Source organism: Paraburkholderia agricolaris (assembly GCF_009455635.1).
GTDB lineage: Bacteria > Pseudomonadota > Gammaproteobacteria > Burkholderiales > Burkholderiaceae > Paraburkholderia > Paraburkholderia agricolaris.
This window is the reverse complement of the sequence record NZ_QPER01000001.1, coordinates 847,846-860,586: the sequence shown is the minus strand read 5'-3', so window position 1 is coordinate 860,586 and position 12,741 is coordinate 847,846. Positions and strand designations below refer to the sequence as shown.

Sequence of the window (12,741 nt, the reverse complement as noted above, 5' to 3'; positions counted from 1 at the left end):
TGAGCCCCGCAACAGGGATTTTTCAGGTTACAATTTCGGGCTTGGAGGTGTGGCCGAGCGGTTTAAGGCACCGGTCTTGAAAACCGGCGAAGGAGTGATCCTTCCGTGAGTTCGAATCTCACCGCCTCCGCCAGAACGACGTTTCAGGCAGTCTCACAAAATCCCAGAAAGCCAATACCAACAAGGCTTTCCGGCGAATCTGAAGTTTCAGGAAGTCCCGGAAAATACCGTAAAATACCCATTTTCGACGGGTACTTTTCCGGGTACTTTTTCAGGGGTTTCCAGCGATGCCCGAAAGCCTTTTACGTGACCTCCAGTGCCGCAACGCGAAGCCTCGCGCGAGTGCCTATCGTCTGCGCGACGGCGGCGGCCTGTTTCTGCAAGTCAGGCCCAACGGCTTGCGTTACTGGCAGTTCCGCTATATGAAGCCGGACGGCCGTGAAGGGCTGATTCAGATCGGCCCATATCCACGCGTCACGCTCGACGCAGCGCGGACGGCTCGCAATGAACACCGCGCCGCCGTATCGCGCGGTGATGATCCGGCCACGCTACGGAAGCAGGACAAGGCCCGCCGTAAGATTGACGCAGCCCGCTCGCTTACGTTCAAGCAATGCGCCGCCGCGTACATTGAGGCGCGCAGCGCCGAATGGGTGAACCCGAAACACACCCAGCAGTGGACCAACACGCTAACCACCTACGCCTACCCGTTCATCGGCGCACTTCGGCCCGCCGACATTGACACGGACCTGATACGGCGCGTGCTAGAACCAATCTGGCTCACCAAGAATGAAACCGCCTCGCGCCTTCGCGGACGGCTCGAAAATATCCTTGACTGGGCGAAGGTGCGCGGCCTGCGCGAAGGCGAAAACCCGGCTCGCTGGAACGGCCACCTGGATCAATTGCTGGCAGCCCCGGCGAAGGTGCAGAAGCCAAACCATCATGCGGCACTCCCCTACCTGGAAATCGGGGCGTTCGTGATCGAGTTGCGAGGTATGGTGGGAACGGCGGCGCGGGCGCTCGAATTTGCGATTCTCACGGCCATGCGGACCGGCGAAGTGATCGGAGCTCGTCCGGCCGAGTTCGACCTGTCAGCACGGCTTTGGACCGTTCCAGCGGAGAGGATGAAGGCGAAGCGCCCGCACCGTGTTCCGCTGTCGGCTGACGCGCTTGTATTGCTGCGCGCACTCCCGACCCTGTCCACGGATGGCCCGATCTTCGAGGGGCGGCGCGAAGGCCGGCCGCTCTCGAACATGGCGATGCTGCAACTCCTCGAACGCATGGGCCGGGGAGAGCTGACCGTCCACGGCTTCCGCTCGACGTTCCGCGATTGGGCCGCCGAATGCACTCCGTTTCCCAATGAAGTTGTGGAGATGGCGCTCGCGCACGCGATCCGCGACAAAACCGAAAGCGCGTACCGTCGCGGCGATCTGTTCGACAAGCGGCGCGAGCTGATGGAAGCGTGGGCGAAGCACATCAAGGCCGAAGTTCGGAAGGCGGCGCGACTTGCCCGTTCGACATGACCACCGAGTGACTACCCGCTGGCTACCTGTCATACCTAGTGGCTACCCATGCGCGGCACCGCATGGGCTGTAGCGGCATCGCGTGGCCCTTGTCGTGTGACTACTGACTACCCTGGTGGCTACCCTGAAAAATGCTATGTATGGCGTGCGTGGTGGGGTTCGAATTACCCTCATCAGACAAAGCATCGGAAGGACCCACAAGGGGACCAAGGAAGGAAACCTACGGGCGTCCGATCTGCGCGGAAAACGAGGTTCGAATTACCCTCATTGGGAATGATGCCGGGAGTACCTTGGACGCCTGGACAGAGGGAGCGCTGTTGCAGATACCGCAAGGATCAACCGCCAGCCGGGAACGTCTACCCCCGGTAAAGCGCCCCTACCCCCCGCCATGAAAGACGACACTTTCGACGGTCTCCAGCCGTCAACCCTTTGCCACACAAGGCTGCCTGTATTCAAGGCACCGTAAGATGGCACGCCGTGCTCGATCTTGACCTCGCCTCGAATCGGCTGGAGACATGGAGACAACGCCACGGTTCTGGCCGCAACCCATACTGGACAAGGCTTTCAGGGTCTCCTAGACGGTTGGAGACAGCCGCCTTGTGTCTGGAGACATGGAGACAATGCGCTTGCATTGTTACCGATATCGACTTAATCACCAAGGCGAACCGACCCATTCCGATGCTGGAACGCAGTTGAAACCTAGTTTGCGCGCGAAGTACACCGCCGCGCCGCCGCCCTCCCGGCGCGGGTCACGCAATCAAGCTGCGAGTGAATGAATCGACGGCATAACGCGGTACACCTGAACATGCCCGATTGTCGGCACGCGCTCACGGCGCGTTGCATGGCCGTCCGCTCGCGGCCTCAAGACTTCGCGCTCCAGCAGCAACCGCTCAATCAGCTTGTAGTCAAAGCCCTTGCAAACCTCATTGCGGAAAACCTCGGTCAACACCCAGTACTCCGTTTCGCTATCGTTGGCATCCGCAACGCTCATCTCCTTGCCAGTGCCATATTCCGCGACCCACGCTTCATTCGTCTCCACCGCCGTAGTGCCGTCCGCGCCGTGCCTCATCAACTTCTTGAACCCGGCCCGGTGCATGACGTTGGCGCGATGATCGTCCTGCATCCGGTGGAGCCATTCGAACCGGGCCGCGCCGTGCGCCTGAAAGAACAAAGCCACCTGACGCAGCATTGCCGCATGGTCGGCGCTGCCCGTGCCGCCCCGCGCATTGATCCACGCATCAAGACACGCCCGCGCCGCCGCTTCTGCCTCACCCTTTGGCCATCCGGTAATGCCGTTTGCTGCCGCCAGTTCTCCCGCTGCACCAACCAACGCGAACCGTTCAGCCACGCGCGCAACGGCCGCGTTAGCATCGCGTGGCACCCATTCGTCCACCAGCGCCGATACAGCCGCGCGCAACACATCGGGCAGATCGTCCGCAAGCTCCGAAGCGCACTGAATCATGGCCGGTCCTGCCGTGCCGTAGAACCGGCCGGCGGCGTGTTTCAGATGCTCCACAAGGGCGCGTGACGAATCGAAGCCGTGTAGCGCCTCAATCGCGCCCATTCCCCTGCCCGCATCGGCGGGTATGGCGGGCAATCGTGCTTCAATGCCGCCCTTCATCGGTCGCCCGCCCTCAGCCATTAGTGCGTCAATGCTTTTCTCACCGTTCGAGAGGAACAGCAGCCGCCAGCTCAAAACCGGCTTCGCGCCGCCAGCACGCGCACCGCGCGACTTGCCCGCTTCGTTCGCCAGCATATAAACCACGTCGCCCACGATGCGCGGCTCGACCTGCCCAATTTCGTCGAGTATCAGCACCGCGTCCGCGTGTTGCGCGGCTACCGCCTCCAGCGCGTTATCGGTCGCCCGCCAGCCGCGCACGTAGTCTTTCGAGCCGTACACCGACGCGGCCACCGCACCGCCCGTTGACTTGCCCTCGGAGGTGGAACCGAGCAGGTGAAACCCGCCCGATTGCAGCCCCGCAAAGTGCAATAGCGGCCCCGCCAGCGCGACGGACACACAGAACAGCAGGCGGCTATTGCCAACGCAATACGCGGCCACCTCGCGCCGCCATTCGGCCAGCGTGCCGTTCTCGCGAAACTGACTTTGTATCGGCGCATCCGACTGGTAAATCATCGGCTCGCGGCCTTCGCCTATCACGCGATCCGGCAACACGAACGCGCCCTGATGCCAGCCGATGCGCGGCACGCAGCGGTAGCGCGCATCCGGCCGCGACATTTGAATGTAGTTCGCGATTTGCTGACGGGCGGTCTGGGTATGGCCGATCTTGACGCCCATTGCCAGCAGCTCGCGCCGCAATTCGGTCCCGTCACCCGCGAACAGTGCAGCGGGCGCGGCCCATCGCTTCGTCACGCCGTCGCGATCTGTAAAGTCGAGTAGGTAGCCCCATTCGCTATTGGCTTCGTTGCGCGTCTCTGCGGTCACGTCCACGCGCGTGCTGATCCAATGCGGCGGCAACGCCTCGCCCTGACCGTTGAAGCCGTGATACCAGACGCCGGTATCGTCCACCTCGAAGCGTGATTTCCCATCGAGCGCCCGAGCCGTTTTCCGGGCCTTGGCGGGCTTCGTCGCCGCCGTGGGCGTCTTGGCATTGCCCGCACCGTCCGCACTGCCTGTATCCATCGCAGAACGCACGACGGCGGCTACCACTTGCACACTCCGATGCGCGGCCAGATCATTGAAGTCCGTTCCAGAGACGGGGCGCTTGTCGCCAAAGTCAGGCACGGCCACCGCGCCGCTAACAGCGGCGGCCGCCGCCTTCGCGGTCGTCACGCCCGGATTGCCCTTTGTGCGGTAGTCGTCATCGGCACACAGGACAATGCGCGCGTCACGATGCCGGTCGCGCAACCCCCTGGCAACCGCCAGCAGGTTCCCCACGTCGAATGCCACCGCACACGGCAACCCCGTAGCGTCGGCGAGCGTACTGGCGGTCGCATAGCCCTCCGCAATCAGCAACGTCTCGCCCACCGGGCCGCCGACGATAGCGAAGTGTCCCGCCTTCTGGCCGTCTTTCAGGTAGCGTTTCTGTCCATCTTCGAGGATGAATTCGAGCGTCCAGAGCTTCCCCGCAGCGTCGCACACCGGAACGATCAACGCGCCGTCGCACGCGGTTGTGCCGAAACGTAGCGGCCCACGATACAGGCGCAGCTCCCCCGGCTGGATCAACTTACGCACAAGGTAGGGATGATCGACCGGAGCCGCACCGGCCGCGTCCCATATCCGCGCCGCCTCCATGGCCGCGGCTTTGTGCCGCGCGGTTTCCTCTGCCAGCTCGACCGCTTTACGATTCGCGCGCTCTATATCGCGGCGCTTGCGCTCTGCGGGGTCAACCGGCTTTGCCTTACATGCGCGCGGGTCGAAACCGTGTCCCTTCGCGATATGGAAAAGCGTATTGATCGTAATCCGGCCGCCCTTGAACGATTTCCATGCGTCGCGCGCATCCCTGGTGTTGTAGTTCGACGCACCCTGACTCCATTCGCTCCAGAGAGCAAACCCTTCCTCGCCAAATTCGGCCTTAAGCGCCATTCCCACCTTGCGCCATGTCTCGCGATCATCAGGCGGGATATAGCCCAATGCGATGCGTGCGCGTTCGAGTTCATCATGCAGACTATCGGCCACGGCGCACCCTCAATGCCGCGTGACGCCGATCCCGGCATGCATCATGACTTGCTGCACCCGCCCGACGAACCCGGCAAGGAATGCGGACTGTATGTCGAATAGCGCGACGATCCGGCCGGGTCGCCCGGACGGCTCAAAATCTCGAACGCACGTCCCCATAAACAAGCTGACGGCGTGTTGCATCTCCGCCGCCATATCTGTTTTATCCAGCGTATCGATAACGGCATCGGCAGCCAGTGCGCCTGCCGTGACGGCAACCTCATGAACCACGGCGACGCGCGTTTCGAAGGGCGGCGCGTCGTCGCCAGGGAAGTGAATAATGCAGGTATAGTTTTGCATGTAGTACTCCTTAGCGGGCGGCATGCACCGCCCACAGAAAATCAGCATGGAATGCGGGGATTCGGTCTACCGGTCTATCAGGTTAGTCGTTTGAAATTTCCCCCTGCACAAGCGATAGCCTTGTATCGGCCATGAGAGCGCCAAGGAATCGTTTAAAGCTGCCGTCGCGGGACAGCACATAGTCCGCGTCTAGACGGGCGTTCACCCTGCCGTCCTTCCGACGACTAACGAAGATGTGATCGCGCCTGACGTAACTGCGGCAAGCCGCACCCGGCATGTGTTCCGGTTCAATCAGGCCGGCGCCGATAAGGGTCTGTTCGTCCACCGCGTCATACTCCAACTGAATACCGCGTAGGGACACCCAGTTGATGCTCGTGGGTCGTAAGAGTGCGTTAGCCATGACGAACCTCCATGCGGGCCAGTTCTGCCGGACAGCGCGGTGCGTCGCCGGTTGCGTCGAGTGCATCAAAGAGGGTCGGCGCTGTCGCGGCATCGCGTAGAGCGGCACAGATAATTTTGAGAGATGCATTCATGCGTGTGCCTCCGTTGTTCGCTCCAGAGCCAAACGCACATCTGAGAGTGCATCCTCAAATAGCCCGAAAATCGCTACTTGGCCGGAAACTTCAAGGCCAGCGAATTCGCTTGCAACCTCTTCCAAGCTCAACAGCGAAGCCAGCGCCTGCAACTGATCGACGCGAATCACGGCAATGTCGAAGGCGTCTGTACGGGATTGCTCGCGGTCTGCGTTCAGAATTTCAGCCATGACGCACCTCCACGCGGGCCAGCTCGAACAGACGGCGCAACGCGTCGCCGGTCGCATCGAGCGCGGCAGCGTCGTCCGGTGCGAGTGCAGCGGCGCGAAGGGCGGCGCGGATGATTTCGATAGCGGATTGAATTTGCTCAGGACGAGCGGGAATATGGCGCATGGTGCGGCCTCTTACGTTAGCGGTTAAGACCCGCCCCCCGGTTCCAAACGGGGTGGACGGGCACATTGACAGGGTTGGAACACCGGTAACGTAAGCACCCGGCACGGCCGAAGCCGTCCCTACCAAGGCCCGCCCATTGAAAGCGACGCGCGAAGGCGACACGCACAAAAAAGCCGCTCTGCGCGGCCGTGCGCTTACATTAGTCGGGGTTCCAAGCCCGGCCGCTGCTGTTTCAGCGACGCGCCCAGCATACTGCGCGCCGCCGATCCGCGCAAGCGGCGGCGCGGCACAGGCAAACCGGGATTGGGCGGCCGTCACTGCATACCGCCGACGCAGAGCGCCGAACGAAAAACCGCCGCAATCTGCAACAACACGGCCTTCCGTTCGTCATATGCCCTCCCGCGCGCAATCAGGATCGCATTGCGGGCTTCCAGTTCTTCCAGCAACCCCAGATCGGAAAGTGACAGCGCGTCGCGTTCAAGCGGGCCGTACTGGCCGGTAATGACGCTGTTCAGCAACCGGGCTTCGTTCGCGTAGTGGTGCGGTTTCGTGAGCTTGCCCGCGTCGGCGCGCGTCAGTTCCAGAGCGGATGCCATCATGCGAAAGCTGGCGCGGGTCTGTCGGCGTGATTCCAGCCAGTCAGCGGCATCAGGCAGAGCCGTCCGCTCGCGCAGTGCGAGAAAGGCATCGACCAGACGTGCTTGTCCGACACGGGAATTACGGCCGCCAACAAAAGGCATTGCGATCAACGCCGCGCGTTCATCAAGTTCGATTGCGCGTTGTTGCCGGTTCATTTCGTCCGTGTAGGAGGTCAGCGCAAAATTGCGCCGATCTATCGTTGCGTCAGCAATGAGACCATCCAGCGTACGCAACACGTCTTTATGCTGGCGTCCGAATTCACGCGCAATGGTCAGCGAGTCTGTTACCGCCACGCCCCGATGCAGATGCACAAGCGCTCCCGCGTTAGCATTCACATCGACCAATGGCAATTGCAGCGACACTGATTGCGATTCGTGCTTGCTCAACTGGCCCTGTCTCATGACGCCACCTTGCTTTCCAGCAGGAAAACAGCAAGCTTCATCAGTTCAATAGCCTTTGTTACGCGCCTCGGAAAATGGCGGGCGTCGCGCTCGAATATTCCGGCCACAACGAACATGTTTCGTGCAGCCGCTGTACGCTCGCGGTCCATACACTGCCCGAATGCGGAGCAATACCTGTCGCGTAGTTCGTTAAGCTGGGAAGCGTACAGGGCCGCTTCGGCGACGCGGATAGCGAGCGTATTTTCCCTGTCCGCTTTTCTCTTCGCGACAATCCGCGCTTTCGCGTCCTGACGGGTTTCGGATGCGGGAGCGCTCATTGTTGCCCCCGCTTCACCAGAGTTTGGAACCATGCTTGCAAATCTTCGTCACGCCATGCGCGAGCGCGTAGGCCCAACTCGACTGGAACGGGGAACGTACCGTTTTTTAGCCGTCGATAGATTTCAGATTTGGACAGGCCCGTTTTTGCCATGACGGCAGGCAGGCGATAAAGCTGGCCGCTAGCGGGTGCGGCCGGGAATGTGGTTTGTGACATGAATCACCTCATGAATTCCCGCAAGGCTTATGGGAGACCCGCCATAGCGGTATGAGGTGGATTATTTGAAATTCAGTGGGAAATTAAAATTCACGCGAACCGTTGAAATTGATTTTCAACCAATGGCGACTATTTTTTCTTTGGCGGGCGGCCGGGCCTCAACATCCTCGGCCGTGCCTCGTCGTACCAGCGCCGCAATGTCTCTGGCCGGTACTTGTCCGCTATCCAGGCAATGTGTTCATCGGCGAGGACCTGGGCTTTTAATTCGGGGAAGTTCGACACGGTGATGCTGTTGTCCTTTGCCCATTTCCGGAAATCTTCAGCGTCGTCCTGATGAACGAGGCCGCTCGGCTTGTTCTTTGCCAGCGCACACAGCATAAGCGCCATGTTGGCATCGCACCGTTCGTCATTCCAGATTTGCCGGAACGCCTGTCGTGACTCGACATCGCCGTTCCGGGACAGCGTCACCAGCTTGACGGCAAGCGAGACGAACCGGCTATCCTCTTCTTCCATCAGGCCAAGCTTTTCGAGCTCGGCAATCGCGCGCTTCACTTCCGGCTTTGCAAGCCATTCACGCACGTATTTTGTGTCGTTTAGAAACCGTTCAATCATGGTCTCGGATGCCGCGAGTAGAGCCCGTCGCTCATGTTCAAAAACCGAGTTGGCATTTCCGACAACGAGCGATTCCCAATCGCCGGAGCTTCCGAGAATGGACGATTTCAACGCTTCACCGAACGCGTCGGCCGAAGCCAGAATTTCATAGTCTGACAGCTCACGAACTGGACCTTTGCTCATAGTGCATCCTTCTGATGCGCCTTCTGATGGGGGGAGGCCAGCCGGGGAAGGTGTCCGGTTTTCAGGTAGCCGCCCTATGCCTCGCGGTTCCCATTCTATCCCGTGATGTGCCGAACAGGCCCGCCACGGCCAGACATTGGAACGGAGCCCTAAACCGCTCCCTTTTTGACAACGCGGCTCGACGCCTTTGCGCTCGCGAGAACAAGCCGAACACCGCAGCGCGGACACTCGTACGAATCCGCAACGATTTGGTCGCCCGGGAGGCCTCCCGATGACTCGATGTAATCGAGTTTGATTTCAAGCCGGTCTGTGCTGACGCACTCGCCACAAACTAGCGCAACGCTCCTTGATTTCGATTGCGGTCTATCGTTAGGTAGCCAGAAAGGCGTCCGATATACATCAAACTCCAGAGTGTGCGTCGTGCTAAGTCGCAGCTCCGCTTCGCTTCTGTGCGAACTCATTGGATTACTCCCGGTTATTTCAGCGCGCATGAATATACCGTGCAGGACGCGGATAGCGGTAAACAAACGAGCGTTTATCTACCGCAAACTCTCGGGCATCTAAATCGGTAATCAATCCCTTGTAAACACATTGATTACCATCTATGATAATTACCACGATTGATTACCAAGAAACGACATGGCCCGCACCTTCCTCTACGCCCGCGTATCGACCGCCGAGCAGACCACCGATAACCAACTGCTCGAAGTGCGCGCGGCCGGTTTCACGGTGCAACCTCGCCACACGATCACGGAAACAGTATCGGGCAGCGTTCCAGCAGCGGAGCGCCCCGGCTTTTCCAAACTGCTCGACAAGCTGGACGAAGGTGACACGCTTGTCGTGACGAAGCTCGACCGTCTGGGGCGCAATACCACGGACGTGCTGGTCACCGTCGAAATGCTGGCAGCAATTGGCGTGCATGTTCATTGCCTCGCCCTCAAGGGCGTTGACCTCACCAGCGCGAGCGGACGGCTGCATATGACCGTACTGGCGGCCGTCGCACAGTTCGAGCGTGACATACTGATTGAGCGCACACACGCGGGCCTCGCGCGGGCGAAAGAGGAAGGCCGGAAGCTCGGCCGCAAGGCGAGCCTGACCGACGAACAGAAGGCGGAGATACGGAAGCGGATAACAACTGGCGGCGCGACGGCGCGGGGTTTGGCGGTCGAATATGGCGTTTCTCACCCGACCATCCTCAAGGCGCTGCGCAACGCCGCCTAAAGCCTCGTCATCCAAACTAGCCTTCGACGGGCCGCGAAGCCCGTTTTCGTTCAACTCAGCGAGAGGTTGCGGAGTCAGCGCACCGCGCTATTTGGGCATCGGATACAGCATCAACAGTTCGTCGTCCGATGCGTCAGCGAGCCGGTGGCGCACGACCCTCGACTCCCAATATTGCATACCCATCGGGCCTGCCAGCTTCAACACTACAATTTCGTCCTTGAAGGTCGCGCGAAGCCCCTTCAGATATTCGCGCTCGCCCTCATCGTCCTTGGATTGATCGAGATCCACTGCGCTCTCCAATATTCGTTAGTCGGAAGATCAGCGTACTCGATGCTGGCGAGCGGCTTGTTAGCCGTTTTCCTAGCCGGTTCCTCCAACGTGGAAAACTCGGTTTCCGGACTTGCCAGCGCCGTGGTAGGTGGCGGCGCGGGGTGTCCTTTGCGCGGAGCGTTCCAGAGGCGGGTACTTAGTCGCCATATGCCGTGACTGACCGTTTTCTCTGTCTCCCAAGTGCCAAATCATTGGAGACACTTTGGAGACAACCTGGAGACACGGCAAAGTGTTATGGAGTAAGGGTTTTTATGGAAAAACAGATACTGTCTCCACGTCTCCAAACGTTTTCGTTCGTCAGAGCGCGGCGCATTGCCCTCCAGTTTCCACCGCGACATGGCCGAATTCCGGGTACTTTTTCGGGTACCTTTGGGCACACTTCGACGCAAAGCCTTACCCAGTAAGGATTAGTGAAAGACACCGCCTCCGCCAGACACTCAATGAAAACGGGCCACTCGGCCCGTTTTTCGTTTCCGGCCACCGAACAACCCGTCAATTGGCGACATGCCAGTAAGGTCTGCCATCACGCAATACGTCGAACGGGTAAGCAACTGTAAATGAAGCCCGATCAAATCGAGGTTTCGTAATTTGCCGTCACACGGCAGCCCGAACGAACCCTGCTCCCGGCTCCTCCAAGTCTTAAAGAGGGAGGAACCATGGTCAAACTACTGTTTGTGATCGGCTTCGCATTGGGCCTGACCGGATGTGTCGTCGCGCCGCCGTACGGCTACGCACCGGCATACGGATATGCCCCCGGCTACTACGCCGCCCCGAGCGTCAGCGTGGGGGTTGGCGTCGGCGGTTATTACGGCGGTCACGGGAGATGGTAAGCCGCAGTCAGGCTGGCGCCAGTCGATTTCTATTTCCTGGCGCTGTCCGCTATTAAGGGGAACCCCTCCCTCAATATCTTGCTCCCCCGGTCGATATCAAGACTATCTGTGCGCTCAGCACAAGCTAGGGAGCTGCTCATGAAAATCCGAGCTTTAGCCGTTGCATCGATTTGGGTTGCCGCGAGCACGGTCGTTCCGTCCGCGTTTGCAGATACATTTGCGGGCACGTCAACAGCGCTGTCCGACGGCGACAGCGCCGCGGTGTTCGGCTCCGCTGGGTTGTCCAGTTTGCAGAATGTACACGGCAGTGCGTCGACTGGAGCGTGCGCAGCTACGGTTGGCGCGAATGCGCTGAAAGGCGCAAGCGGCAATATCGGCGTGAATCTGGCGGCCGGAACGCTGAATGCGCAGACCAATCAGATCGCCCTCGCCGGCACACCGCAGACCGCGATCGCCTCCCAACAGAATCTGCAGACCACCGCGCAGTTGACGGGCAACGCCACTGCGAGACTCGGTGCCGGTTCACTGGCGGCAGTGAGCGGCAACGTCGGCGTGAATATCGCGGCCGGCGTGGGCAATGCCCAGTTCAATGGGCTCGTGATTCACTAAGCCAGTGCGCAAAAACACTTTAACCACGACTTAAACCAGCGCGGTCGCTTCGATCTCGATCTTCAAGCCGTAATGCAGATGAGGGACCGGCACGACGGCACGCGCCGGCCGCACGTCGCCGGCCCAACGCGCGTAAATCTGATTAAAGCTCGCCCAGTTTTCGACATCGACGATATAGACGCGCACCTGCACTAGTTGCGCCATGCTGCTGCCGGCGCCTTCGAGCGCAGCCTGAAGATTCGCCAGCACCTGCTCGGCCTGAATCTCGAACGAGGCATCCGCGAGTTTTTCGCCTTGCGGGTTGATCGGTAACTGCCCCGAGACGAAAACAAAACCATTCGCAATCGCGACGTGGCTGTAGTGGCCACCTGGCTTCGCCAAAGCAGCGGGATTATCCAGGTGCGGCAGGTGCAGGTCGTGCTGGCTAACGGCCATGAAAACTCCAAAGGGGATCGCGCCTAAGCGGCGCATGGCTACGCGCGGGGCACTGCAAGCACTCGCCGCGCGTGTCACGCGCTCACACGCTAAGCAGGCACATCCAGCTTCTCACGCGCATCGGCGCAACGGCGATTCAGGTCGCGATGCATCAGCTGACTGTCGAGCAGCGCTGATACATCAGACAAACCGTAATCAAAGCGCAAGACGTATTCGATGTCCGTGTAATCGTGATAGGCGCCGCTGTCTGCCAGCTTCTGCGCTTCGGCAAAGGCAGCATGTTGCCGCTCGCCGTTCATCAAATCTCTGATCGCCATGATTGCCGCTCCGAGGAACAGTGACTCCATCATAGCAATGCAAATCAAAACGCACGGTAGCGCGCGCGCAACACCTGGTGTTTTCCGTAGACACGCTGATTAATGCTGGGCGCAGACACAGGTTTGCCGCGCGTTTCGGCTAAGGAACGATGATCCTCCTTGAGCAACGGACTCGCGCCTCAAGCGGCCTCATACAGACTCATTCGGACA

17 protein-coding genes and 1 tRNA gene are annotated in these 12,741 nt (G+C 60.1%); 5 read left to right on the top strand and 13 right to left on the bottom strand.

Translation table 11 applies throughout. The features are described from left to right. Positions 1-43: 43 nt before the first annotated feature. Together GH665_RS03900 and GH665_RS03895 are read left to right on the top strand one after the other, a co-directional pair. A tRNA-Ser gene (locus GH665_RS03900) sits at positions 44-133 on the top strand. Positions 134-287: 154 nt separating this feature from the next. Beyond that, complete coding sequence (locus GH665_RS03895; protein WP_153134750.1) at positions 288-1,520, top strand: tyrosine-type recombinase/integrase; 1,233 nt, start codon at positions 288-290, stop codon at positions 1,518-1,520. Between the two features lie 757 nt (positions 1,521-2,277). On the opposite strand, the gene GH665_RS03890 is transcribed toward GH665_RS03895, so the two are convergent. From GH665_RS03890 to GH665_RS03855, 10 genes are all read right to left on the bottom strand, one after another. Continuing rightward, the gene (locus tag GH665_RS03890; protein WP_153134749.1) at positions 2,278-5,157 is read right to left on the bottom strand and encodes a DUF927 domain-containing protein; all 2,880 of its coding nucleotides are present in this window, start codon (positions 5,155-5,157) and stop codon (positions 2,278-2,280) included. A gap of 9 nt (positions 5,158-5,166) precedes the next feature. Beyond that, positions 5,167-5,496 (bottom strand): hypothetical protein, encoded by a 330-nt coding sequence (locus GH665_RS03885; protein ID WP_153134748.1) that lies wholly within the window; start codon positions 5,494-5,496, stop codon positions 5,167-5,169. 82 nt (positions 5,497-5,578) lie between these two features. Continuing rightward, positions 5,579-5,896 (bottom strand): hypothetical protein, encoded by a 318-nt coding sequence (locus GH665_RS03880; RefSeq protein ID WP_153134747.1) that lies wholly within the window; start codon positions 5,894-5,896, stop codon positions 5,579-5,581. Further along, entirely contained in the window at positions 5,889-6,029 is a 141-nt protein-coding gene (locus GH665_RS38645; RefSeq protein ID WP_167530904.1) for a hypothetical protein, read from the bottom strand. Before GH665_RS38645 ends, GH665_RS03880 begins: the two co-directional genes overlap by 8 nt. Then, positions 6,026-6,259: a hypothetical protein gene (locus tag GH665_RS03875; RefSeq protein WP_153134746.1), complete on the bottom strand. Its 234-nt coding sequence runs from the start codon at positions 6,257-6,259 to the stop codon at positions 6,026-6,028. The genes GH665_RS38645 and GH665_RS03875 overlap by 4 nt, the downstream gene beginning before the upstream one ends. Continuing rightward, a complete protein-coding gene (locus GH665_RS38640) occupies positions 6,252-6,422 on the bottom strand; it encodes a hypothetical protein (RefSeq protein WP_167530903.1) in 171 nt (56 codons plus the stop codon). Before GH665_RS38640 ends, GH665_RS03875 begins: the two co-directional genes overlap by 8 nt. A 314-nt stretch (positions 6,423-6,736) precedes the next feature. After that, positions 6,737-7,462, bottom strand: a complete 726-nt coding sequence (locus GH665_RS03870; protein ID WP_153134745.1) for a Rha family transcriptional regulator — start codon at positions 7,460-7,462, stop codon at positions 6,737-6,739. Continuing rightward, positions 7,459-7,779, bottom strand: a complete 321-nt coding sequence (locus GH665_RS03865; RefSeq protein WP_153134744.1) for a hypothetical protein — start codon at positions 7,777-7,779, stop codon at positions 7,459-7,461. The genes GH665_RS03870 and GH665_RS03865 overlap by 4 nt, the downstream gene beginning before the upstream one ends. Next, the gene (locus GH665_RS03860; protein ID WP_153134743.1) at positions 7,776-7,994 is read right to left on the bottom strand and encodes a helix-turn-helix transcriptional regulator; all 219 of its coding nucleotides are present in this window, start codon (positions 7,992-7,994) and stop codon (positions 7,776-7,778) included. Before GH665_RS03860 ends, GH665_RS03865 begins: the two co-directional genes overlap by 4 nt. A 129-nt stretch (positions 7,995-8,123) precedes the next feature. After that, a complete protein-coding gene (locus GH665_RS03855; RefSeq protein WP_153134742.1) occupies positions 8,124-8,789 on the bottom strand; it encodes a hypothetical protein in 666 nt (221 codons plus the stop codon). A gap of 639 nt (positions 8,790-9,428) precedes the next feature. On the opposite strand from GH665_RS03855, the gene GH665_RS03850 reads away from it, so the two are divergent. Then, positions 9,429-10,010 (top strand): recombinase family protein, encoded by a 582-nt coding sequence (locus GH665_RS03850; RefSeq protein WP_153134741.1) that lies wholly within the window; start codon positions 9,429-9,431, stop codon positions 10,008-10,010. Positions 10,011-10,097: 87 nt separating this feature from the next. On the opposite strand, the gene GH665_RS03845 is transcribed toward GH665_RS03850, so the two are convergent. Continuing rightward, positions 10,098-10,298: a hypothetical protein gene (locus GH665_RS03845; protein WP_153134740.1), complete on the bottom strand. Its 201-nt coding sequence runs from the start codon at positions 10,296-10,298 to the stop codon at positions 10,098-10,100. A gap of 698 nt (positions 10,299-10,996) precedes the next feature. Between GH665_RS03845 and GH665_RS38635 the strand changes: the two genes are divergently transcribed. Together GH665_RS38635 and GH665_RS03840 are read left to right on the top strand one after the other, a co-directional pair. Continuing rightward, on the top strand, positions 10,997-11,170 hold the full coding sequence (locus tag GH665_RS38635) for a hypothetical protein (protein WP_167530902.1): 174 nt from the start codon (positions 10,997-10,999) through the stop codon (positions 11,168-11,170). Positions 11,171-11,308: 138 nt separating this feature from the next. Continuing rightward, positions 11,309-11,779, top strand: coding sequence for a hypothetical protein (locus tag GH665_RS03840; protein ID WP_153134739.1), 471 nt, complete (start codon positions 11,309-11,311; stop codon positions 11,777-11,779). 30 nt (positions 11,780-11,809) lie between these two features. Here the strand turns inward: GH665_RS03840 and GH665_RS03835 are convergent, their stop codons facing one another. Continuing rightward, entirely contained in the window at positions 11,810-12,214 is a 405-nt protein-coding gene (locus GH665_RS03835; RefSeq protein WP_153134738.1) for a RidA family protein, read from the bottom strand. An 89-nt stretch (positions 12,215-12,303) separates the two neighbouring features. Then, positions 12,304-12,531, bottom strand: coding sequence for a hypothetical protein (locus GH665_RS03830; protein WP_030101199.1), 228 nt, complete (start codon positions 12,529-12,531; stop codon positions 12,304-12,306). Positions 12,532-12,741: the final 210 nt, after the last annotated feature.